This is a genomic window from Enorma shizhengliae, from assembly GCF_009676995.1.
GTDB lineage: Bacteria > Actinomycetota > Coriobacteriia > Coriobacteriales > Coriobacteriaceae > Enorma > Enorma massiliensis.
This window is the reverse complement of sequence record NZ_VTFZ01000010.1, coordinates 15,719-39,035: the sequence shown is the minus strand read 5'-3', so window position 1 is coordinate 39,035 and position 23,317 is coordinate 15,719. Positions and strand designations below refer to the sequence as shown.

Below are 23,317 nucleotides of genomic sequence, written 5' to 3'. Positions count from 1 at the left end.
GGGGCATACCATGGCAGAGGTAAGTTTGAGGCATATCGAGAAGGTCTACCCGCACGCCGGGGGCAAGCGCCGTGCCCACAAGGCCAAGGACGGCGAGAAGAAGGGGCCAAACCTCAAGGTGACGGACGAGGGCGTGCTCGCTGTCGAGGATTTCAACCTCGAGGTGGCCGACCGCGAGTTCGTGGTGCTCGTTGGCCCTTCGGGCTGCGGCAAATCTACGACGCTGCGCATGGTTGCCGGCTTGGAAGAGATTTCTCGGGGCGAGCTCTACATCGACGGCAAGCTCGTAAACGATGTTGAGCCTAAGAACCGTGACATCGCGATGGTCTTCCAGAGCTACGCGCTCTACCCGCACATGACCGTGCGGGGCAACATGGAGTTCCCCTTGAAGCTGCGCAAGATTCCCAAAGAGGATCGCGACAAGAAGGTCGAGGAGGCAGCGAAGATCCTCGGCATCACGCAGTACCTCGACCGCAAGCCCAAGGAGCTCTCAGGTGGCCAGCGCCAGCGCGTCGCCATCGGGCGCGCCATCGTGCGCGAACCGAAGGTGCTCCTCATGGACGAGCCGCTCTCCAACTTGGATGCCAAGCTCCGTAACCAGATGCGTGCCGAACTCATCAAGCTGCGCGAGCGCATCGATACTACGTTCATGTACGTTACGCACGACCAGACCGAGGCCATGACCTTGGGAGACCGCATCGTGGTCATGAAGGACGGCACCGTGCAGCAGATTGGCACGCCGCAGGATGTCTACGACCATCCGTCCAACGACTTCGTGGCCGGGTTCATCGGCACGCCGCAGATGAATTTCTATGACGCTGAGCTCGTGCGCGAGGCGGGCGGCTCTTATACCGTGCGCGTTGGTGACGCGCAGGTGGTGCCTTCGGCCGAGAAGCAGGCGCGGCTCGCCGCGAACGGTGTGGGCTCGCAGTCGATTACGCTCGGCGTGCGCCCCGAGCACATCGCGCTCTCTGATGAGGGCCTAAACGTGCTGAATGGCGTGGTCGATGTGGTCGAGCTCATGGGCAGCACCGTGAACCTCCATGTAAACGCATACGGTCACGATAGCGTTATCGTGGCGCAGGCCGCTTCGCTCATGGAGCACGCTGGCATCGTCAAGACGGGAGATGCCGTCTCGTTCTCGTTCAGCGGCAACACGGTGCACTTCTTTAGCAGGGAAACCGGCTTGAATCTTGAGTAGATGAGGTGGGGGCGAGGCGCACCGTTTGGCCGTTCCCCTGAGGCGGACAGGCGGGCGTGTCGCCCCGGCTCTTCGAGTGGGCGAGGCCTTGAGGCCGGGCCAAGTCCTCGCATGAGACGCCCTTCCTTCCAGACGGGGCCCTTCCGCGTCGCTGCGGGAGGGCCCCGTGCGTTCGTTTCACTTTTGGGAATATCTTTTCATTCGGCGTGCGGTATCGCTCGCCGTTGCCAGCGGAATCCTGCGGTTATTTAGAATGCGATCGGGTCATGCCCAGAGATGCTAGAGAAGAAGTTCCCAAAACCGGAATGAACTTGGCGACACGCGGCTTCCTAGAACCCGAGGGCCTCGTGCGCAGCCTTTTTGATCCCCTTCCACATGGCGAAGCCCCAGACCGGCGTCTTCTCGAGCATCTCGCAGGCACCGGTAAAGGGATCAACGAGTATGGGCAGGTCGAAGGCGGCAAAGTGCTTCTTCGGCAGCTCTTTGGTGAAGGCGACGGCGTTCGCGTTCAAGGGATGCTGGAGCAAGATGGCGTAGGAGACCACGCCTTTCTGGAGCCCGCGCAGCGCTCCCTGGTAATTGTTGAGAGCCCAATCCGAGCATGCCTTCATGTAGGCCTGCATCTCGGGGTAGCCTGCCGCGTCGTATGCGCTCACGAAGAAATGCTGGTGCATGTTCGCGAGCGCGGCGGAGAACCGTTTGGTAACGATGAGGTAGGCGCCCAGCTCGGGAATGTACTGGGCAGGCTCCCCCAGGCGATTCGACATCGCCTGCACGAAGGCGGGAAGCATGCTCAGGGAATCGGAAGCGGGTGCTTGGGGGGTTGCGGCGGGCGCTGTCGCTGGTGCCGGGGCAGGCATCGTAGTGGGGGCTGCCGGAGCGGGGGCTGCGGGTGACGCGGCAGGGGTCGGGGCAGGGACTGCCGCCGGGGCTGGCGACGCGGTAGGGTCCGCTGCCGGCGCGGCGGGTGCCGGCGGGGTTTGCGGCGCGGTCGAAATGGCCTGGTTCGCAGCGGATGTCGGAGCGCCTACCGGTGCTCCGCAGCGGGAGCAGAACCTCGAATCGTCGGGTAGCTGGTTGCCGCATTGCGTGCAGAACATGGCGCCTCCTTCTTCGGGGACAGGCCCCGATTTCTGAATCAATCGAGTTATCTGCCATGGTACCTCAGGTGCAGGGTGAGGGGTCGCCGGTTTTCGCTTGGCGCGGGGGCCGTGCCGCCGACTGGCTCGAAATAACGTATCCATGCCCGGTGGGGTATGATGGGCAGAGGCAATTCTCCAACCGACTGAGAAGAGGGGCACGATGGCCAAAAAGAACGCTCAGAGAAAAGACGGTTCCGAGCGTCCCGCCGAGCGGCCTCGGCGTTCGATGCCCCGCTGGCTTCGCCGCGCCATTTGCTTTGCCGGCTCGGTCTTCCTTATGTTCTGCGCTGTCTACATGTTCTTCATCATGGTCATCGAGGGCTACGGCCTTCCTATCGGCATCGTGGGCACCATCGTTTTTTCTGCGATGGCGATCCATCTCTTTCGCGCCGGTTTGACCGACGGCCAATGGCGCGTGGAACGCTGAGGGCGCTTCCTCGTCTGTGAACGATCCGCTGCGTCTTGGCTCATCTATACAAGAAACGGGCGCGGTGGAAAACCCACCACACCCGTTTTTCTTGCGTGCCTTGAATTCAGGCGCACGTTCTGGTGCGCCAGGCAACGTCGTTATGCGCGCTTGATAAACGCCCGATAGCCCTTGAAGGCTTCGTAGATGTCTGCCTTGTTGGCAACTTCCCACAGCGAGTGCATCGAGAGGACGGCCACGCCGGAGTCGATCACCTGCATGCCGTATTCAGCGAGGATATAGGCGATCGTACCGCCGCCGCCCGCGCCGATGCGGCCGAGCTCGCAGGTCTGGAAGGCCACGCCGGCTTCGTCCATGATGTCGCGGATGAGCGCGAGATACTCGGCGTCGGCGTCGTTGGAACCGCTTTTGCCGCGCGCGCCCGTGAACTTGTTGAAGCAGAGGCCGTGGCCCATGATGGCGGCATTCTTCTTCTCAAAGCGGTCGGCGTAGAGCTGGTCGAACCCGGCGGAAACGTCGGAGGAGAGCATGCGGCTCGCGGCGAGGCAACGGCGGAGCGCCAGCGGGCTCTCGAGGCCCGCGAGGGCGAGCACCTCGGCCATGGCGTTCTCGAAGAAACGGCTCGTCATGCCGGTTGCGCCCACCGAGCCGATCTCTTCCTTGTCGCAGAGCAGGCATACACTCGTGCGCTCGACCTCGGGCACCGCGAGCTGGGCGGCAAGGGAGGTGTAGGCGCAGACGCGGTCGTCCTGGCCATAGCCCAAGATCATGGAGCGGTCGAGGCCCATCTCGCGCGCAGCGCCGGCGGGCACGACCTCGAGCTCGGCGGAGAGGAAGTCCTCTTCGTCGATGCCGTACTTCTCGGCGAGGACATCGAGAAGCATCTGCTTCACGGGCTCCTTGGGTGCCTCGGCATCCTCGCTCGGGATCACGACGGGGCGGCCGCCCACGATCACATCGAGGTTCTCATGGTCGACGGCTTCGGAAGCGGGTTTCTTCATCTGGTCGCTCGCGAGATGGATGAGCAGGTCGGAGATGCAGAACACGGGGTCGGTGGCATCCTCGCCCACGCAGACATCGACCGTGGTGCCGTCCTTCTTGCACACGACGCCATGGATGGCGAGCGGGGTGGCTACCCAGTGGTAGGCCTTCACGCCGCCGTAGTAGTGGGTGTCGAGGTAGGCCATATCGCCGGCCTCGTACAGCGGGTTCTGCTTGATATCGAGACGTGGGCTGTCGATATGCGCGCCCAGGATGTTCACGCCCTCTTCGAGCGGGGCGGTGCCCAGGTTCACAAGCATGAGGGTCTTCTTGTGGTTCACGGCGTAAACCTTGTCGCCGGGCTTGAGGGCACGCCCCTCGGCCACGGCGTCCTCGAGGTTTACATAGCCGGCTGCCTCGGCGAGGGCGACGGATGCGGTCACGCATTCACGCTCGGTTTTGTTCTGGCTGATGAAGGCGCGGTAGTCGCCGCAGAGCTGCTCAAGCTCGGCAAGCGCTGCGTCACCGTATGCCTTCCATGCGTTCGGACGTTCCATGAGGGGGGTCCTTTCTTACGTTATTGTATGGCCGAGTGCCATGGTAGCACGGTGATGTGTTCGTCAGGCGAAGGTTGCGCGCTGATTATATATACGAACAAATGTTCCAAATGCTTGCTATACTTGACGTGGAATATGGAGTGGGCGGCGTGAGGGCACGTGCAAAATGCCTGGGAGTATGGGGTAATTTGCATATTGTGCAAATTGCTCTCTGTGTCGTTTCTGCTGGTAGCGGCTAGCGATATGCATTTCTTGCATAGTACTCATGCCGGACGGACGGCTCAGTTGTCTCATTTTTTTCGACAGCTGGGCGCGTAAGGTACGGGCGCCGTGACGGGAGGTGAGCGCGCATGATCATCAACACGGGCGGGCGGACGGATACCGTTCAGTATTACGCGGACTGGCTGCTCAGGCGGTTTGCCGAGGGATATGTGCTGGTGCGGAACCCGCGCTTCCCAGAGAAGGTCACGCGCTACGAGCTCGATCCTGCGGTAGTGGACTGCGTCGTGTTCTGCTCAAAGAACTACGCACCTATCCTGCCGCGCCTGCACGAGATCGCGGACCGTTTCAACACGTATTTCTTCTACACCATCACCGCGTACGGGCGCGATATGGAGCCCGGAGTGCCGGATATCGATGCGAGCATCGAGACGCTCATCGAGCTCGAGCGCATCGTGGGGCGTGAGCGGATCGTCTGGCGCTATGACCCGGTGCTTTTGAGCGAGCGCTACACCACGGAGGCGCATCGGCGCACCTTTGATGACATGGCGCGCCGCCTGGCGTCGCACGTGAGCCGCTGCGTATTCAGCTTCGTGGAGCCGTACCGCAAGCTCGACCGGAACATGCCGGAGCTTTTGCCCCTCATGGAGGAGGAGCGCGTCTACATGGTGGAGCTCTTGGGCGGCATCGCGCACGAGCACGGGCTGCGCCTGCAGGCGTGCGCGACGCGGGAAGACTTTTCTGCCTACGGGGTTGAGCGGGCAGGTTGCGTGACCTTGGAAGCGCTCGGTGCGGCGAACGGTGTCACGTTCAGGAAGCTTGCGCATCGCGGCATGCGCGAAGGCTGTGCCTGCATGGAGATGCGCGATATCGGGGCGTATAACAGCTGCCCCAACGGGTGCCGGTACTGCTATGCGAATGCCGATGCCCGCGGGGCGGCGCGGACCTATCGTGAGCAGCATGACCCGGCGTCCCCGCTCATGCTGGGGCACTTGAGGCTGGGCGACGTGGTGACGCAGGCTACGCAGCGGAGCTATCTTGCGGCGGGTGCACGGGCGGCGCGTCAGGCTGTCGCGCCGGGGCAGGAGCGGCTAGAGCTATAGGGTGTGTGCCGCTCGCACGTAAGGATTGCCTGTGCTGGGGTACACGGTAGGCGTGACCACGATGCGTTCTGAAGAGGGAGCCGATTGTGAAACATCAATGCAGGGTGACGGTACTCGAGACCAAGTGCTTTCCCGAGCTGCAGGCGCGCTATCTGGCGGATCCGGCGAGCGGGCCGTGCCCGTGCTTCGCGGCGGGACAGGAGTATCTGTTCGAGCGCGAGGACAGCAAAGACGATTTCTGGCACTTCGGGCGCGATCTGGACCTGAAGTTCCCCTGCGCGGAGGCGTGGGACTGCATCAGCCGCTACATCTACACGGCCCTGCAGGGCGGCTCAATCATGCACGGCTGGACCGCGGACGATCGCATGATGATTGCCTGCTGCAACGACGGCACGCGCCCCGTGGTGTTCAAGATCGAGCGCATCGATATCCCCGAGACGGACGCCGAGCGCGCCTGGCTCGCCGAGCGGGATTTCTCCAACAGCGCGGAGGATGCGTATGCGGGAGCGTAGAGGAGTGGATGCGGAACTCGTTCACACAATGAATTCATGCAACGCGGGCTGTCTCATCAAAGCGCCTGATTGCCTCAATGGGCGATAACGGAGACTAGTAAAGTTTTTCAACCGATATGCCGTCCCACACAGAACCGTTGCTGGAAATCGAGCGGAAAACCCTTTCAGGGTTCTCAACTGCTAGGGCAACACTATATTTGGCTCGCGTTACTGCGACATAAAAGTTGCAGACGCTTACCGGCTTAAGCGCTGCACCTGTAGTAAGGAACTTTTCGATGGGACCAGTGGTGACGATAACAACATCGTTACGTGTCATTCCCTTCGACTTGCGGAAGTTCATCGAGTCGCTGATCCCGTACTTCTCGCTCTTTTGCAGAGCAAGAAGAGTTGCTCCGTACTCGGACACATAACGGTCCAGGTCTGATTTAGCAATGATGTATATCCCATCGTGCCGACCGCGCGGCTCGACAACGCTTACGGTGGGGCCGAACCCGAGCTCGTCGCCGACTATGATGTCGGAGAGCGCGGCGATTGGCGCGATGCTCCTATGCGTCTCGTTCTCGTATCTTATGTCGAGAAGGTCCTTCCCCTCCCATTCCCGATAGAGCTTGATCACCTCTGCGTTCGGATAGTTCTTCTTGTACTTTCGGTCCTTTTCTGCTGTGCTCAGCGTCGACTGGCGGGGGTCAAGGAATAAGTGGACGTCGATGCTCGACTTGAGGAGCCTTTCGAGAACGCACAGGTCGTTGCCCCTGAGATCCTGCGCTTCGTCGATGTAGATCGAGTCGTACAGGCGTTCAAGCCTTCTGATCGCAGCACCCTTGCTGCTGTCAATCACGTCGAGAGTAAGCTTGCCGAGCAGGCTGGGGTAGGCGTCCCCGTCCCTCGTCAGATATCTGTCCGAGCCGCCCGGGCGCTTATCCAAATCCACGTCGCGATTCGAGAGGCCCCTGAGGCGGATGCCTGGATATAGCAGGGGCAGGTACGGCCGAACGATGTCGTGCAGCTGAAATGCCTTCCATCCCGTTACCGACGCGTGGCGTTTTGCCCCGGTTGTCTTCTGAAAGATCCTGAGGGTGTCCTCGCGCTGGTTGGTTTCCGTGTAGGTGAGCACGAGGGTGCGTTCAGGGTTCGGCTCTCGTGCCACCGCGTTCGCAAGCTCCTCCGTCTTGCCCCAGCCCGCGACGGCGACGACGGCGTCATTCATTCTCGGCGCTTTCCGGAGCGGGGTCTATAAAGTTGATGGCGTTCAGGATGTACGAAGGTATGTCCAAAACTTCGGATTCACTCCTGTCGGCTTCCAGCAGCCTGAGAGCCCACTCCGTCTTGTTGTTCGTCATGAACTCATCGAGCTTGTCTGTGGAGTTGCCGCGCTTCCTCACGATTGAGGCAAGTGTTTGGAGTTTGTCTTTGTTCGCCTCGATCATCTGAGGCTCGATCGTCTTCCCTCCCTCGAGTGCGCCGCAGAAGAACGCCCTGACGTTCGAGAGGTGGGGTTTGGCGAGCCCGGCCCAGTAATCAGGGTCCTCCTCGTCGTTGTCGCGAAGCGCTGCCACCCTACCTTTCCCCAAGGCACTTGCGAACTCAAGGAGGCGCTTGTGAGACGTTCCGCATTCGATGACGTCAATGCCCTTCTCGTGCGGCAGCTTGCCGCGCACCTTTCGGAACGCCCAGTCAAAGACAAGCTCGTCGGTGGGTCCCTCGACAAGCACCGCCTTGTCCGCTAGCACGATCCGGAGCGTGTCGTATCCGCTGAGGCGCTTGAAGTAGCTGACGGTATCCTTGCTTAGGTTGGTTATCCTGCTCGGGCTGTTTCCCTCGGCCATCACGGAGAGGCTGTCCAAGCCGAGCCTGTTGAGGACGAAGGGGCTGTGCGTGGTGACGAAGATCTGCCTGTCCTCGCTGGCGGCATCAGCGATTACCCCGACGAGGTCGTTGAGCCACGAGTAGGAGAGGTGGCACTCCGGCTCTTCGAGCAGAAGGATCGACTCGCTATCGGCGTTCTCAAGCGACACGGCACACTTCGTGAGCGTCTGCTCTGCGCTGCCGAGCGCGTAGAGCGGCAGTCCGTCCCTGTGGAGGACGATCGAGTTGGTCCAGTCCGTGCGGGGCGACCTGTCAATCTGGAGACCGAGATCGCCTCTCCCTGAGCAGTTGACAGTGATTCCCGCAAGGATATCCCTGTCGACCTGCGCGTAAACCTGCCTGAACCGGCTGGCAACCTCAAACTTCTTATCGTCATCGAGCTCTTCGCCTACATAGCTCTTCGTGTAGGCGTCCACGGCCCTAGAACGGGGCTCGGGCATAGTATCGATGCGCGTGCAGCTGACCCCGTTAGGTCGCCTGACTATCGGATCGCCCTGGAAGATGTGCCAGGAGCAATCGTAGTAGTCAGTCGGAAGAACGAACGGTCCGCCGGCCTCCTTGATGCTCCGGCACTCTTCGAGAAACTGGGGAAGCAGGTTCGGGGAAACGGAGTAGGTGATGTAGATGCCGGGCGCGTCCTTGAACTTCTTGTCAGGGTCGTTGGCTCCGGTGATCCTTGCCAGGCGCCGGTCCTCGGAGAACACTGCGACGATCTTGATCTCGGGGACGTTTATACCTTCCAAAGGACCGCCGAGTTCCTGGAAGAAGGCGTCGACGATGTCCTTGTTGAACCAGTCGGGCGACAGGGAGCGGCGGGCGCCCTGGCCGCGGATGCTCCCGCGCGTGACAAGCTCGATAGCGTCCAGGACGGTCGACTTGCCGGCAGAGTTTGCGCCGACAAGGATGTTGAGCCCCTCCTTGGGCTCCCAGACGAAGTCTTTGAGGATGCGGAAACCGCTTATGCGAAGCTCACGAATCATCGAAGCAGGCCCCCCTGGAATAGATGCACGATTTCCAGTAAAGTTGCCAGTCTTGGCGGTTTCTCTGATTTTATCAAAGCACGCTATAATCGTGCGATAAGTGGCGGTTGGGGCGCTGATGTCAATTTGTCGTTGGTCAGGGGGTCGTACAAGCTCTTCGGGCAACGACATAATGGCGCCGGCGCGGCGCATGAATGTGTCCGCCCAATCGTATATGATGGATATCGTGAATAAACTCGGGCATTCCATTAATTCGAGTGCCGGCACGATAGGGAGCGTGCATGCTGAACCCCGATGAAAAACATCGGGGGGGGGCACGTCGAAAGAGGCCTCTCCTTCGATAGCGCGCTGTGACACCGCAGCTAGGAAGCGCTTTCCAGATCAAGTCGAGGCGACATTATGATGCGCCTCGAGGATATATCCGTGGGCCTTGACATCTCGGGCATTACCCAAAGTGGTCCGGTTACTGTAGAACGAGTGGTGTCGTTTGGTTTCGACGCACTTCAGGTTACTTATCGCGACTCTTCTGGATTGCTAAAGGAGACCCTGCTTTTCCGAGAGAACGAGCGATCGCTGGCTCCCGTCGAGGCGAACCGTCGTTCGTTTACGGCTAATGCGGATGAGCTCAAGCTCGCCTCCGAGGCCTTGCGTATTCAGCTTGCATTTTTATTCGATCCGTATCTCGCGGTTCGCGCGTCTGCGATAGAGCCTTTACCTCACCAGATTACCGCCGTGTACCAGGAGATGCTTCCCAAGCTTCCTCTCAGATACGTGCTGGCGGACGATCCCGGTGCCGGCAAGACGGTTATGGCGGGACTGCTGATTAAAGAGATGATGGCACGGGGCGATCTCAAGCGCTGCCTCGTGGTATGTCCGGGGAGTCTATGCGAGCAGTGGCAGGACGAGCTTTACGAAAAGTTTGGCCTTGCATTCGCCATTCTTGAGAACAGCGTATTTGAGTCTGCTGTGACGCGCAACGCGTTCAACGAGCACGATTTATGCATCGCCCGTCTAGACAAGCTCTCCCGTGACGAGCGCATTCAGGACAAGCTGAAGAAAAGCTCATGGGATCTTGTGGTGTGTGATGAGGCACATAAGATGTCCGCCTCCTATTCGGGAGGTGAGGTTAAACGCACGAAGCGGTATCAACTGGGCCAACTCCTTGGTGACATAACTGAGAACCTCCTGCTGATGACTGCGACTCCTCATAACGGCAAGCCGGATGATTTCCAGCTGTTCATGGCGCTTATCGACCCGGACCGCTTTGGCGTGCGGCATGGAAGCAGTACCGCTGTGTCTGACGTATCCGATGTGATGCGCAGACTGGTCAAGGAGGAGCTGCTCAAATTCGACGGTCGTCCGCTTTTCCCAGAACGTAGGGCGTATACCGTTTCTTATGAGCTCTCTGAGGCCGAGAAAGCGTTGTACGACAACGTAACCGCATATGTGAGCGAGGAGTTTAACCGCGCGGACCGTCTGGACGGTAAGCGCAGGAATAGCGTTGGATTCGCACTCACATCGTTGCAGCGTCGTCTTGCGTCCTCCCCGGAGGCGATTTATCAGTCGCTGCGCCGACGTCGTCGTAGGCTCGAAAACCAGCTGGATACGATTCGTCGGGGAAGTCGCGTTGAGAATACGCTCGTCATGGACGGTTCGTTTTACCCTGTCTCTTCTCAGGATGACGACTTTGATGCTGATGACCTCAACGGCGACGAGTACGAGCGCTACGAGGACAGCGTAGTCGACTCCGCGTCTGCCGCCGCGACCATCGCCGAGCTCGAAGCGGAAATCGAAACCTTGGCCCGCCTTGAAGGCATGGCGAAGCGTCTTCGCGAGAGCGGGCACGACCGTAAGTGGGAAGAGCTTTCGCTCTTGCTGCAGGATGATGCGCGCATGTTCGATGGCGACGGCACCGGCGAGAAGCTCATCATCTTTACGGAGCATAAGGACACGCTGTTCTATCTCCAAGAGAAGATCAGCGTCTTGTTGGGCAACCCAGATGCGGTTGTGGTGATTCGCGGCGGAATGTCCCGTGATGACCGTAGGGCGGCGCAGCATAGCTTTACGCAGGACAAGGACGTGAGGGTACTCATCGCAACCGATGCTGCGGGCGAGGGTATCAATCTGCAGCGTGCGCACCTCATGATCAATTACGATCTGCCTTGGAATCCCAATCGACTCGAGCAGCGCTTCGGACGCATTCACCGCATTGGCCAGACCGAGGTCTGCCATCTGTGGAATCTCGTCGCAACTGACACCCGTGAGGGCCAGGTGTTCGAGCGCCTATTCAGCAAACTTAATGAAGAGCGCGACGCCCTTGGCGGCAAGGTATTCGATGTCCTTGGAAAGGTGTCGTTTGGCGAAAAGACGCTGCGCGACCTGCTGCTTGAGGCGGTCCGTTATGGTGATGACCCAAAGGTCCGTGCACGCCTCAACGAGGTGGTTGACAGCGCGCTCAATATTAGTGCCGTAAAGCGCCTGATCGCCGACTACGCCTTAACCGACGATCTCCTGCGCACGAGCGATGTTGTTGCCGTCAAAGAGGATATGGAACGCGCCGAGATGCGGAAGCTCGAGCCGCATTTTGTCGGTGGGTTCTTTATCGAAGCGCTCAAGCGTTTCGGTGGTCGCGTTGCGCGTCGTGAGAAAGGACGTTATGAGGTAAAACGTGTTCCTTCTGCTGTGATTGCTGAGGCCGATCGGCTTGGAGAAGGCGCTGTTAGCAGAACCTATGAGCGCATTACGTTCGACCGGTCATGCGTCAACATGCCCGGGGCACCTGTGGCAGAGCTCATCGCTCCCGGGCATCCTCTGCTCAAGGCTCTTTGTTCTCTCGCTTTGCGCGAATGGGGGAGTGCCTTGCAAGAGGGTTCCATCTTGATCGATGAGCGGGACTGGGGCGAAGAGCCTCGTGCTCTGTTTTATATCGAGAGCTCCATTGAAGACGACGTGGTCGATGCGCACGGAGACGCCCACGTCGTGAGCAAGAGCTTGCGCTTCGTGGAGCTCGATAAGTCTGGCGAAGCTCGTTCGGCGGGGTTCGCGCCCTATCTTGATTACGCGTCGCCATCCGCGGAGCAGCTGGAGCGCCTGCGGTCGATTCTGCGAGGCTGCTCTTGGCTTCAGGATGGAGCGGAAGAGCGCGTTATGGGCTTTGCCATGACGAGCATCGTGCGCGAAGAGCTCGACGCTGTTCGTGCCCGTCGCGAGGAGCGCATCGATAAGGTTTCTAAGGCAGTTGACGAACGCTTGACGGCAGAGGTCCGCTACTGGGACAGCCGTGCTGCCGAACTGCGCGTCAAAGAGACTAAGGGTAAGACCAACAGTCGCATCAACTCATCGAATGCCGTGGCGAGGGCGAACGACCTCTCGGAGCGTCGCGAGAAGCGCCTTGCTCATTTGGAGGCGGAGCGCGCGCTGCGGCCCCAGCCGCCGCGCATCGTGGGTAGGGCAGTCGTGGTTCCACAGGGGCTGATGAGCAAGCTCTCGGGTGGCTCAATCACGCCATCTCAGCGTGACGAGCGCGCCACCATTGAGGCGGCGGGCATGCGCGCCGTAATGAACATTGAGCGTGAGCTGGGGTATGTGCCACGCGATGTGAGCCGTGAGAACTGCGGATACGACATCGAGTCACGCGTTCCGAGCAAGCGGGATGCGGAGCGGCGTCTGCGTTTCATCGAGGTAAAGGCCCGTTCCGCTGCTGCGGATACCATAACCGTAAGCTGCAACGAGCTGCGCTGCGCCGGTAATGCCGAAAACGTCGATTCTTTCATTCTCGCCATCGTTGAGGTGGGGGAGGCGGCAATAAAGACGACCTATATCGCGCATCCGTTCGCCGGCCAGCCACATACCGCGCTCGCTAGCAGCACGTTCTATATCGACAAGCTTATCGCCGATGGCGAGGTAATCCTAAGCAGAGAGGAGGCACGATGAACTCCTCATCTGCCTACAAGAAGAAGTTGATCGAGGTCGCGCTCCCGCTGGACGACATCAATGCGGCGTCTGCGCGTGAGAAGTCTATCCGTCATGGGCATCCTTCAACGCTGCACCTATGGTGGGCGCGCCGCCCGCTCGCGACAGCTCGCGCCGTGATCTGGGCGTCGCTCGTCGATGACCCCTCAGCTCATCCTGAGGAGTTTCCTACCGAGGAGGAGCAGCAGGCAGAGCGCGAGCGGCTCTTTGACATCTTGCGCGAGCTGGTGATTTGGGAGAACTCGAACAACCCACGCGTGCTCGATGCTGCCAAGGCGGAGATTCATCGCTCCATGGGCGATGATGTGCCTGCGCTGCTCGACCCATTTGCGGGTGGAGGGGCTATTCCGCTCGAGGCCCAGCGTCTGGGACTCAAAGCATATGCCCAGGACTTGAATCCCGTGGCGGTAACCATCAACAAGGCAATGATTGAAATCCCGCCTAAGTTTGCAGGGAATAAGCCGGTGAATCCTCGTTCCCAAGCGGAGCGACCGCTCGATACATGGGAGGGCAACACCGGTCTAGCCGCAGATGTTGAATACTACGGAAACTGGATGCGAGAAGAAGCTTTTCGTCGTATCGGACATCTGTATCCCAAGGTGGGGGTGCCAAAAGAGCAGGGCGGTGGGGAGGCGACCGTTATCGCGTGGATCTGGGCTCGTACGGTAAAGTGTCCGAATCCAGCGTGCGGACATGAGACGCCGCTCGTGCGCTCGTTCGACCTATCAAAGAAAAAGGGCAAGGAATGGCATGTTGAGCCCATCGTTGAGAATGGCGGGGTTCGCTTCGAAGTGAGGCCTGGGAAGAGCGACCGCGAGGGAACAGTGAACCGGCGTGGGGCAACATGCTTACACTGCGGGATGCCGATTGGATTCGACTGTATTCGTGAGGCTGGAAAGCATGCAGAATTAGGAATTAGGTTGATGGCGGTTGTGGGTGAAGGGGATCGCGCGCGCCTATATCTCACTCCATGCGAAGAACAGGTCCAATCTGCTCAAGTAAAAAAGCCGTCGGCATTTCCTTCAGTCAAGCTTTTTGGAAAAGCTCAAGTAAACATTGGACTGTATGGGTTAAATGAAACGGCAGACTTGTTTACAAATCGACAGCTAACTGCACTGGTCGCGCTTTCAGATCTGGTAAATGAGGTACGGGAAAAAGCGTATATTGACGCGATAAAAAGTGGTATGGAGGCCAATGATACGGGTCTTGATGGCGGAGGTACAGGTGCGAGCGCGTATAGCGAAGCTCTTTCAGTATATCTGCAATTCGCGTTGGACAAAGTGATAGACAGGGGGAGTACCCTATGCTGCTGGGATGCCGGATACCAGAAAATAGGTAATACATTCGGTAGGCAGGCGCTTCCAATGCGGTGGATGTTTGCGGAAAGTAATCCACTTGCTGACTCTACCGGCGGATTTGCGGGATCGGTGCGATGGGTGAGTGAGGCGGTTGCCTCTCTTCCAACATCGGAGCCTATTTTGGGCAGCGCAAGGCAGTTTGACGCTCAGAGTGACTGCGGAATTCGAAACATAATGGTCTCAACGGATCCTCCGTATTATGACAACATCGACTATTCAGATCTCTCTGATTACTTCTATGTTTGGGATCGAGCTGGCCTTCAAGAGGTGTTTCCCAAGCAGTTTGGCACCATGCTTACGCCAAAAGAGGAAGAGCTTGTTGCTGCTCCGTACCGATTTGATGGTGGAAAAAGGGAGGCAAAGCGTTATTTCGAGAATGGCATGCGCAAAGTTTTTTCTGGACTGACTAGATGTGTGATTTCTGATGTACCCATGACGGTTTACTATGGATACAAACAATCGGAAACTGCCAAACAGGGCGCTGCTGAGACGACTTCATCCAGCGGCTGGGAGACAATTCTTCAAGCAATTATTGACTCGGGCTTCTCTGTTACCGGCACTTGGCCAATGAGGACTGAACTGGTATCAGCGCTTAAGTCGTCAATGAATGCTCTTGCTTCTTCAATCGTTCTTGTCTGTCGAAAGCGCCCGGATGATGCTCCCATTTGCACCCGTCGCGAGCTCGTGACCGCGTTGCGCCGAGAGCTGCATCCTGCGCTCGATAAGCTCCAAGCGGCGAATATCGCTCCTGTTGACTTGGCACAATCCGCTATCGGGCCGGGTATCGGAGTGTACTCACGCTATGCGCATGTTCTCGATGCCGATGGGTCCGAGATGGGCGTGCGCGCGGCGCTCCAGCTCATCAACGAGGAGCTGGATGCGTACTTCAATGACCAAAGCGATGGCACCGATGCGATGAGCCGTTTTTGCATCGAGCTCTATACCCAGGCCGGATTCAACGACGTGAAGTATGGCGAGGCGGAGGTGCTCGCTAACGCGAAGAACGTATCCATTCAGGCCATGGAAGACGTGGGTCTGCTGAATGCGGATAAGGGCATCGTTCACCTTCTGACGCGCGATCAGATCGAGATGAAGACGTCGCTTACCCAACCGGCATGGCTCCTGGCCCAGCAGCTTACCGTGTTGCTGGATAAGGAAGGTGTTGAGGGGTGTGCCAAGCATGTCTCTCAGGTTTCTCTGGCAGATGCAGAGCGTGCCAAGTCGCTTGCGTATCGCTTGTTCACCATTGCTGACCGCAGGGGCTGGGCGGGCGAGGCCTTTGCTTACAACTCACTCGTTACATCCTGGTCCGACATTGCTGGGCGTGCACATGAGCTTTTGCGCTTTGTACCTGTTCAAGAACGGCTTGAGTTTTAGGGGGATGCATGGTGGAAAATTGGGATCGTGTTAATAGGGGCTTCGATTTGCTTCTCCCCGTGTTGCTCAGATATGAGCTAAATGAGCTTGAAAACGCGTATGGCAGAGAGGCGTGGTGGACGGAGGGAATAGAGCCCATCCTCTCGCCGGAACAGCGTAGAAACATTGGCCATCTTAGCGATGATTCCGAGCGTATAGCATCGATGGATATTGCTCTTGCTCTTCGGGTGCTTGATGTCAGATGGAAGGATGTATTTAGAAAAAGATTGGCCCGCGATTGCAGGACGTGGACAAACGAGCTGAAGACAGTCCGCTCTAATGCGGCACACCGCGGCGTGCAGGATATGAGTGACGATGATGCGTATCGCGCGCTTGATACCATGCAGCGGTTGTGCATGGAAATCGACAGTGATAAAGCGGAGCCCCTTCGTGAGCTCATGCGCGAGGTTCGCTATGGGTCCGCCGAGGGGTCATCGCAGGCACGCGCTCAGGCAAGTGATGCTGTGACTCGCCTGACGTCTACCGCCACGCTCGAAGTAGGTCAGCTCGGTAGCTGGCGAGATGTGGTAACTCCACATCCCGACGTTGCCGAAGGTCGCTATCGCAAGGCGGAGTTCGCTGCCGACCTGGCGCAGGTGGTACGGCATACCGCACAGGCGGAATACCAGGATCCGGTTGAATTCTTCTCGCGCACTTATATGACGGCTGGCATCAAGGGGCTGTTGAATCAGGCGCTCAGGCGCGTGAGTGGTCAGGACGGCGAGCCGGTTATCCAGCTCAAGACGGCATTTGGCGGCGGCAAGACGCACAGTATGCTTGCGTTGTACCACTTGCTGCGCGGTGGATTCGATGTTGCGAAAACCCCCAATGTGGCGGCGGTATTGCAGGAGGCTGGGCTTACCGAGGCTCCGCGCGTGCGCGTGGCGGCGATTGTGGGAACGGCGCTCGATCCGTCTAAGGCACGCAGGCCCCAGACCATGCCGGGCATCACGGTCAATACCGTTTGGGGTGAGATCGCCTATCAGCTTGCGGATGCGGCGGGTGACCCAAGCCTCTATGAATATGTACGGGATGCGGACAAGCGCCATGTTTCCCCCGGTTCGGAGGCCTTGACGGCATTGCTCGATGCGGCGGGTCCCTGCTTGATTCTTATTGACGAGTTCGTTGCCTATGCAAAGAAGCTGTATGGCGTCGACGGATTGACTGCTGGTTCGTTCGATAACCTCATTACGTTTGTGCAGGAGCTTACGGAGGCTGCCCGTGCCAGCAAGGCGAGCCTTGTGGTTGCGTCAATCCCTGAAAGCGAACGGGAGATTGGCGGCGACGCCGGGCAGCGTGCGCTGGAGGCCATTGAGCATACGTTTGGTCGTATGGAGTCGATTTGGAATCCGGTGACAGCCAATGAGGGCTTCTCGGTGGTGAGTCGACGCCTGTTTTCCACACATGTTGATGAAGCGAAGCGCGATGCGATTTGCCACGCCTATGCGCAGATGTACAGGGACAATCCGGCCGACTTCCCGGTCGAGACGCGTGAGCCGGATTACTACAACCGGTTGGTGGCATGTTATCCCATTCACCCGGAGGTTTACGATCGCCTCTATGAGGACTGGTCGTCCATCGACGGCTTCCAGCGTACGCGTGGCGTCCTGCGCTTCATGGCTGCGGTGATTCATGAGTTGTGGTGCGAGAACGATAAGGCTCCTATGATCATGGCCGGTTCTTTGCCGTTCGATGTCGCGCCAGTTCGCGATGAACTGCTGCTCCATTTGGGGGATAGCTGGAACGCCATCGTTGATTCCGAGGTCGATGGTCGCAATTCCGAGCCATTTAAGGCGGATGCGTCAAACGTTCGCTTTGGACGGGCGTTTGCCTGTCGACGTGTTGCTCGAACCGTATTCTTGGGTAGTGCGCCCGATAAGCAGGGGCAGAGCGTTCGCGGTATCGAAAAGACGAAGATTAACCTCGGCGTGCTGCAGCCGGGGGAAAATCCCTCGTTGTTCTCTGATGCGCTGGCAACACTCGCGGCACGTGCCTCCTATTTCTATACCGATTCGGCGGGAGCTCGATTTTGGTACGACACGCGTCCCACACTGCGCAAGACCGTCGAGGGGCGCGCGCAGGGCATTTCCGAGGACGAGGCTCGTCATGAAATCGAACAGCGCATCAAGCGCCTGCGTGCGGTAGCGCCGCTTGAGCGCTTGCACGCATGTCCACAGAGCTCGCTCGAGGTTCCTGATGAGCAGAGTGCTCGGCTGGTGGTGTTTGGGCTCGATGCGTCACATCAAAAGGGCGTAGCTGCGAGCAAGGCGATGGAAGGAGCAAAGGAATACTTGGCAAACCGTGGAACTGCGCCGCGCACGTTCAAGAACGGTTTGGTGTTCTTGGCACCGGATGCAGGGGCAGTGACATCGCTCGTGCAGGAGGCGCGTCTGTGGCTTGCGTGGAAATCGGTGTACGATGACCGCGACCGACTCGATTTGCCCGCTTCACAGGTTCGCGAGGCGCGCAGCGGCATGGAGGCGAGCTCGCAGAGTCTTGATGTGCGCATCGACGCCGCATACGGCTGGTTGCTCATTCCTCAGATCGACCTTGAGTCGGGATAGATGGAGGTTCGCTGGGAAGAAGCGCGTCTTGCCCAAGGCGATGGCGGCATGGTTGATTGTGCTGTTAGGAAGCTTCAGGCGGATGAGGCTCTTGTTGCCCAATGGTCGCCCATGCTACTCAAGATGACGCTGGACCGATGGCTTTGGAAAGAAAAGGACGCCATCCAGGTAAAGCAGCTTTGGACGCAGCTTTGTTCGTATTGCTATCTGCCGCGCTTGGCGAGCTTCTCGGTTCTCGAGAGAACGATTCGAGAGGGCTCCGCATCCGGCGAGTTCTTTGCGGTGGCCTCGGGAGTGGAGGGTGACCGTTACATCAACCTCACGCTTGGTTCTGAGCGACTCGGTATCCATGACGCCGATTGGCTGGTGAAGCCTCCCGTTGCGCGCGAGCAGCTTGAGCGCGAGCGGAATCCGTCCCAAGGCGAGGATGTCGTGCTGACGCCGCCGGTTCTGAAGCCGGGCACAGATACTTCCAGCTCAAACGGGAATGGCGGTGGCATGCGGCCGCCGATCGCACCGGCAGAGCGGCGTCCCGTTGAGTTCATCATGGATAAACCGCTCGACTCTGTTCGCGTCAATAGGGATGTTCCTGAGGTTATCGATGAAATCGTTTCGCATTTTGAGCGTGAGGGCGCACGTGTTGAGCTGATCTTACATGTCGAGGCCCATTCCGATGACGGCTTTGATGTTCCGCTGGTGCGTACCATTACCGAGAATTGCCGAACGCTTGGTATTACGTTCGAGTTTAACGAGTAGCAATTGCGAGGCTGCCATGAGGTCTGAGAATGAGTCCGTTCACTATCGCGCGCGTTTCGAGCTTCGTGCGTCGCAGCGAGATTGTGACCCTGCCAAGCAGGTTATCAATGTGCTCCAGAAGTGGTTTGCCGGTAAGGAACGGATGGCGAGTCACAACGGTATCGATGCGGCGTCACGGCTGTACGGTCGCGACGTGAGTACATTCTCGATAGAATTCTCAGCAGGCAGCCTCTCCCTTCCCGCTGGATATGAGGGCGGCATAGGCTTGAGGGGTGCAACTTCGGTTTGTACGCGGGCTGTTGCAGAGGATGACGAGAGGCCGGCATGCTGGGCGTTTGAATACGATGAGCCGGACAGCAAGGTTGCTTTTCGGCACTGGCACACGAGCGTGGGCATTTCCGGACGTGAGAGCTCCGGCTTCTGCACGGTGAACATTCGAGTTTCGTATTACATGATGCCTGGATATATTGGAAAGCAACTCTTTGTTCCGCCAAGCACGACGCCCCGTTTTGTGAAGTCGATGATTGAACTTCCCGACATCGATGTTTACGTTGGGGAAAGCAAGATTCTGCGTGAGGAATGTTACCTAGATTCAAGATCCTTCGAATCGTTCGAGAAGAGCTTGCTAAGCCCCGTTAGAACCCTGCCGTTGGTATTGATTACTACTGACTATAATGGCGCGACGGCGGTCTGGGATGCAACGGAGCTCGCCGACAAGGTACTTGGGATGGCAAATGTTTACGTGTTCGATTGGAGGGACAGCAAGCTCAAGCACGATGGCCTGTTCCGCTTATTTGCGAAGGGGACACCTGCATATAAATACGGGTGCGCCATGTCGACGCTTCGTATCTATCACCCCGGTATTGACTTAGGTGATCCATCGGGCAGTGGCCGTCATCGCTTTTTCAAAAAGGGCGATATCGATGCCCAGCGATATGGAAATAGGGATGGGTTTGTCGAAACGCTGAGTCGGAGTCTGAGCAGGGGCTTTGCGACTAAAGAGGACGATGTTGTCGATATCGATGATATTCGCCGGAAGCAGAGCGAGAGCACGCTTCGGGAATTAAGCAAAAGAACCGAAGAGCTGAGAAAGCGCGTGCACTCTGCACAGGAGGAGCGTCGCGGTCATGTTCCGTCGAAAGATGCTGAAGATGAGATTAGGTATCTCAAGAAACAGCTTGCTGCAGCTCAGGACGAAGCACTTGAGTGGGAGAAGCTCGCGGTTGAATACTCCGAGGCGTCGCAAAGCAGCGCGATTGATGGTTTGAAGGAGAGGATTCGCTCGCTGGAGAACGATTTGGCGGAATTTGACGACGAAGTCCGCACGCTTTCATTTCGTGTTGACACATTGACCGATGAGAACGCAGGGCTGCGCTCTGATAATGATTCGTACAAAACAATTGTACGGGTTATAGAAGGAATTGGTCATATCCCCTCCACGCTTACGGATGAAATCGATTTGCTGTGTACATTGTGGCCGTCAAAGGTCGTTGCGACCGACTCAGCATATCGTTCCGCAGCGGATTTCATCTCGGGTGACCTCGATGAGCAATGGCAGATTCTATCGAGTATCCCCTTGGTGCTTTGGGATTTGTATTTCGGGGCCAGCTCCGGGGGTGATATTTCTGGTCGCTACTACGAGAAGGCTGGCTATGAGTTGGCGTTGACCGAAACCAAACTGACTAAAAACAATGCGAGCATGATGCGTGAGCGCGAGGCTGAATATCAGGGCAAGATCGTTGACTGTAGGCCTCATATCAAGGGAAAGGATAAGAACCCGAAACGCGCATTCAGGGTGCACTTTTATGTTGACCGGGCTGGTGGAAAGATAGTGCTGGGGCATTGTGGCGGGCACCTAACCACGGCTGGAACGCAGAGGATACGGTAATGGACGATCAAGTCGTATATAACGGCAAGGTGTACGTTCGAGAGAGGCCGCGCTGGATCGAACGGGGCATCGGGGTCGAGGAGTCGATGCGTCACTACAGCAGATTGACCAAGTTTTATGTGGTGGGCAATCCAGTACCGGGGCTGTCGGCGAGACGGCTTGATTTGAAAGACCTGGGATGGGATGCACCTTGGTCGAAGCCGGAGTACTTGAACAGGAAAATGAAGGATACAGTGCGCGATGGCGACTTTCTCTGGTCGGCTGAAGCTTGCGACGAGATGGAAGAAGCGTTGCGCAAGGCCGACATGCTCGATGGGTGGGTGGATTGGCTTGCGCCGCGAGAGCGTGCAGCACTACACAACTGCAAGAAAAATCAGATGATGAGCCTCCTTTATCATGTGCGAAACTCGTTGTGTCACGGCAGATTCACCTTCTTTAAGCGGAATCGTGCGATATGGATTGCCTTGGAAGACGTGAAAAACCCGGGGAAGGGGTCGCCCGTCGGGGCTTGGAAGCAATTGTCGGCGCGCATGGTCTTGCGATACTCGACGCTGCTTTCCTGGCAGGAGCTTATTTTGGCAGGTCCAAAGTAATGCGGGCTGGTTTTGGTGGATGCGATCGGAGATAAGCCCATGGACTACAACGAGGCGCCGAATCTATATTCCGTTTGCACGTACGACGAATGGTGGAACTGCATCGTTATGGAGGGGGGCGGGCACTCTCGAGCTCCAGTGGGAGCACCTTCGCCAGTGAGCGGCATGGATTGCCCGATCGACTGTCCGACGAGCGTCGTTCCGAACTTATAGGGGCGGCGCGCCAGCATCTCCCGCTTGGTGCCAGCTTTTCGCCCTCCATCCTTCGCAAACATCTTGTGCCGACGGAGGAACACATCCCCTCACAGAGCTATTACGCCATATGGGATGGACGAGGTGCTCGCACCGAGATATACAATCTTCCGGCTGGGACTGCAGGGCCAAGCTACTGTCGCCAAGAGTCGGTCGATTACGCCGCTCCGGGTATGTGGGGCATCTGCGACACTCTCGACGCCGAGCTTATCGAAACGTTTCTCAAAGAAGGCTATGACGAGGATGCCGATGTTTCCGCGGCCGTCGACGCCAGCGATGAAGAGTTGCTCAATCTATATCGGCGCTACGGGGTCCCTATTTCGCCGAAACGCGTGATAGATGGCTCGCATTACATCCATCCCTGTCGCGGTGGGTTTGTAATCATCGTTCCCGATGGCGTGGTCGCCATTTCCGAGCGGGCGTTTGGCAGCCTTCGAATGACCATGGCGGAATGGCTTCCCGATGTTCCGAAGTGGCTTGACATCGGTGGTCTCAGCAGGGATGACCTGGTGACGTTCGGCGTTCGTGACCTGCGCTGCAAACGGATCATATTGCCCGAATCGCTGCGCTATATTGAGTCGCGTGCGTTCGAGGGGGTGCAGGTCGAGGATGTTGTTGTGCCGCCATCGGTCGAGTATGTGGGCCCAGGTGCCTTTTACGGGGCAAAGCGCGTGACAGTCTACGACACCATTTCTCCCGAGGCACGTCCGGCGGATGAGTTATTTGACCTATATGACGGAATGCCCAATTCGCCCATAGGTTGGCTGGGGTTGAAGCCGCGGGACGCTTGCATACTTGGAATCAGGCGAGCTGAGATGGCCGACTTCGAGGTGATAGTTCGCTCCGCAGCTTCCGACGAGGTGCTACATCGGGTCTATATGCCTTTTGGCCAGATGATGAATGAAACGACGGGATGGGGATACGCCAGGGTTGTCAAGGAGCGCTATCTGGGGGTTGCCTCCATGTTTGCCTCTTCGTGGGGGCGTGGTGCAAGTTTCGCGTTTTCACGTTTGGACGGAATGTACGAGCGCATGCCCAATCAGCGAACCAAGCTCAAGACGGCAATCAATCGTTTGGTGTATCCGGTAGATCTTTCCGACGAAACGCGCGAACAGTATGAAGCATATGTCGCGCGCAACGCGCGTCGTGCGGTGGCGATTATGGCTGAGGATGACGAGATCGAAGCGCTTCATGCTCTGGAGCACTTGGTGGTCAAGAAGCGAAATCTGCAAGCCTTGATTGAGGTGTGCGGAAAGGCGCGACGCATGCGTTCTTACCTGAAGAGGCTGGTTCAATAGCATCGGGGCGCTTTGAGAGCGGGGTTATTAGACGTCCTAGCCATGCATCGTCACTGACTGACGCGAATGATACACAATCCGACGGAATCAGGGGCGATTGTGTGTCGTCCGGGCGGGTTTGCAGCGAGGAGGCGGGTGCAGCGGGAGCACCGCCGGCTCGCCCCTGCCTCCTTGACTTCGACCCAACTCCAAGCAGTTGAATGGTGGCGTACCGCATTCACCACCAATCCAG

At 58.1% G+C, this 23,317-nt stretch carries 15 protein-coding genes; 11 read left to right on the top strand and 4 right to left on the bottom strand.

Annotated features, from left to right (window positions below):
* The first annotated feature begins 10 nt into the window (after nucleotides 1–10).
* Nucleotides 11–1,201, top strand: coding sequence for an ABC transporter ATP-binding protein (locus GJE22_RS07755; protein ID WP_144687896.1), 1,191 nt, complete (start codon nucleotides 11–13; stop codon nucleotides 1,199–1,201).
* Between the two features lie 329 nt (nucleotides 1,202–1,530).
* Here GJE22_RS07755 and GJE22_RS10095 read toward each other — a convergent pair whose 3' ends face one another.
* Nucleotides 1,531–1,992, bottom strand: coding sequence for a hypothetical protein (locus tag GJE22_RS10095; RefSeq protein ID WP_235895775.1), 462 nt, complete (start codon nucleotides 1,990–1,992; stop codon nucleotides 1,531–1,533).
* A gap of 511 nt (nucleotides 1,993–2,503) precedes the next feature.
* Between GJE22_RS10095 and GJE22_RS07745 the strand changes: the two genes are divergently transcribed.
* Nucleotides 2,504–2,770 (top strand): hypothetical protein, encoded by a 267-nt coding sequence (locus GJE22_RS07745; RefSeq protein ID WP_144687894.1) that lies wholly within the window; start codon nucleotides 2,504–2,506, stop codon nucleotides 2,768–2,770.
* 140 nt (nucleotides 2,771–2,910) lie between these two features.
* Here GJE22_RS07745 and GJE22_RS07740 read toward each other — a convergent pair whose 3' ends face one another.
* Nucleotides 2,911–4,308, bottom strand: coding sequence for an aminopeptidase (locus GJE22_RS07740; RefSeq protein WP_144687893.1), 1,398 nt, complete (start codon nucleotides 4,306–4,308; stop codon nucleotides 2,911–2,913).
* A gap of 350 nt (nucleotides 4,309–4,658) precedes the next feature.
* Here GJE22_RS07740 and GJE22_RS07735 point away from each other — a divergent pair, with 350 nt between their 5' ends.
* Complete coding sequence (locus tag GJE22_RS07735) at nucleotides 4,659–5,630, top strand: DUF1848 domain-containing protein (protein WP_144687892.1); 972 nt, start codon at nucleotides 4,659–4,661, stop codon at nucleotides 5,628–5,630.
* Nucleotides 5,631–5,716: 86 nt separating this feature from the next.
* Nucleotides 5,717–6,142 (top strand): TIGR04076 family protein, encoded by a 426-nt coding sequence (locus GJE22_RS07730; RefSeq protein ID WP_144687891.1) that lies wholly within the window; start codon nucleotides 5,717–5,719, stop codon nucleotides 6,140–6,142.
* A 94-nt stretch (nucleotides 6,143–6,236) separates the two neighbouring features.
* On the opposite strand, the gene GJE22_RS07725 is transcribed toward GJE22_RS07730, so the two are convergent.
* Nucleotides 6,237–7,349 (bottom strand): hypothetical protein, encoded by a 1,113-nt coding sequence (locus GJE22_RS07725; RefSeq protein ID WP_144687890.1) that lies wholly within the window; start codon nucleotides 7,347–7,349, stop codon nucleotides 6,237–6,239.
* Nucleotides 7,342–8,988, bottom strand: coding sequence for an ATP-dependent nuclease (locus tag GJE22_RS07720; protein WP_186297390.1), 1,647 nt, complete (start codon nucleotides 8,986–8,988; stop codon nucleotides 7,342–7,344). The genes GJE22_RS07725 and GJE22_RS07720 overlap by 8 nt, the downstream gene beginning before the upstream one ends.
* 399 nt (nucleotides 8,989–9,387) lie before the next feature.
* Here GJE22_RS07720 and GJE22_RS07715 point away from each other — a divergent pair, with 399 nt between their 5' ends.
* The 7 genes from GJE22_RS07715 to GJE22_RS07690 all read left to right on the top strand — a co-directional run bounded on the left by GJE22_RS07715 (nucleotide 9,388) and on the right by GJE22_RS07690 (nucleotide 23,085).
* On the top strand, nucleotides 9,388–12,921 hold the full coding sequence (locus tag GJE22_RS07715) for a helicase-related protein (RefSeq protein ID WP_144687888.1): 3,534 nt from the start codon (nucleotides 9,388–9,390) through the stop codon (nucleotides 12,919–12,921).
* A complete protein-coding gene (locus GJE22_RS07710) occupies nucleotides 12,918–15,695 on the top strand; it encodes a DUF1156 domain-containing protein (protein WP_144687887.1) in 2,778 nt (925 codons plus the stop codon). Before GJE22_RS07715 ends, GJE22_RS07710 begins: the two co-directional genes overlap by 4 nt.
* 8 nt (nucleotides 15,696–15,703) lie before the next feature.
* Nucleotides 15,704–18,298, top strand: a complete 2,595-nt coding sequence (locus GJE22_RS07705) for a DUF499 domain-containing protein (RefSeq protein WP_218957899.1) — start codon at nucleotides 15,704–15,706, stop codon at nucleotides 18,296–18,298.
* 48 nt (nucleotides 18,299–18,346) lie between these two features.
* Entirely contained in the window at nucleotides 18,347–19,054 is a 708-nt protein-coding gene (locus GJE22_RS09975; protein ID WP_218957898.1) for a hypothetical protein, read from the top strand.
* A 16-nt stretch (nucleotides 19,055–19,070) separates the two neighbouring features.
* Nucleotides 19,071–20,942 (top strand): coiled-coil domain-containing protein, encoded by a 1,872-nt coding sequence (locus GJE22_RS07700; protein WP_144687886.1) that lies wholly within the window; start codon nucleotides 19,071–19,073, stop codon nucleotides 20,940–20,942.
* Nucleotides 20,942–21,535 (top strand): hypothetical protein, encoded by a 594-nt coding sequence (locus GJE22_RS07695; RefSeq protein WP_144687885.1) that lies wholly within the window; start codon nucleotides 20,942–20,944, stop codon nucleotides 21,533–21,535. Before GJE22_RS07700 ends, GJE22_RS07695 begins: the two co-directional genes overlap by 1 nt.
* A 170-nt stretch (nucleotides 21,536–21,705) precedes the next feature.
* Entirely contained in the window at nucleotides 21,706–23,085 is a 1,380-nt protein-coding gene (locus GJE22_RS07690) for a leucine-rich repeat domain-containing protein (protein ID WP_144687884.1), read from the top strand.
* The last annotated feature ends 232 nt before the right edge of the window (nucleotides 23,086–23,317 follow it).

What these genes read in the sequence shown, in the direction of transcription:
- GJE22_RS09975 (WP_218957898.1), top strand. Translation starts at nt 18,347, where the DNA reads ATGGTTGATTGTGCTGTTAGGAAGCTTCAGGCGGATGAGGCTCTTGTT.
- GJE22_RS07710 (WP_144687887.1), top strand. Translation starts at nt 12,918, where the DNA reads ATGAACTCCTCATCTGCCTACAAGAAGAAGTTGATCGAGGTCGCGCTC.
- GJE22_RS07740 (WP_144687893.1), bottom strand. Translation starts at nt 4,308, where the DNA reads ATGGAACGTCCGAACGCATGGAAGGCATACGGTGACGCAGCGCTTGCC.
- GJE22_RS07735 (WP_144687892.1), top strand. Translation starts at nt 4,659, where the DNA reads ATGATCATCAACACGGGCGGGCGGACGGATACCGTTCAGTATTACGCG.
- GJE22_RS07720 (WP_186297390.1), bottom strand. Translation starts at nt 8,988, where the DNA reads ATGATTCGTGAGCTTCGCATAAGCGGTTTCCGCATCCTCAAAGACTTC.
- GJE22_RS07705 (WP_218957899.1), top strand. Translation starts at nt 15,704, where the DNA reads ATGGTGGAAAATTGGGATCGTGTTAATAGGGGCTTCGATTTGCTTCTC.
- GJE22_RS07715 (WP_144687888.1), top strand. Translation starts at nt 9,388, where the DNA reads ATGATGCGCCTCGAGGATATATCCGTGGGCCTTGACATCTCGGGCATT.
- GJE22_RS10095 (WP_235895775.1), bottom strand. Translation starts at nt 1,992, where the DNA reads ATGCTTCCCGCCTTCGTGCAGGCGATGTCGAATCGCCTGGGGGAGCCT.
- GJE22_RS07725 (WP_144687890.1), bottom strand. Translation starts at nt 7,349, where the DNA reads ATGAATGACGCCGTCGTCGCCGTCGCGGGCTGGGGCAAGACGGAGGAG.
- GJE22_RS07755 (WP_144687896.1), top strand. Translation starts at nt 11, where the DNA reads ATGGCAGAGGTAAGTTTGAGGCATATCGAGAAGGTCTACCCGCACGCC.
- GJE22_RS07700 (WP_144687886.1), top strand. Translation starts at nt 19,071, where the DNA reads ATGAGGTCTGAGAATGAGTCCGTTCACTATCGCGCGCGTTTCGAGCTT.
- GJE22_RS07745 (WP_144687894.1), top strand. Translation starts at nt 2,504, where the DNA reads ATGGCCAAAAAGAACGCTCAGAGAAAAGACGGTTCCGAGCGTCCCGCC.
- GJE22_RS07695 (WP_144687885.1), top strand. Translation starts at nt 20,942, where the DNA reads ATGGACGATCAAGTCGTATATAACGGCAAGGTGTACGTTCGAGAGAGG.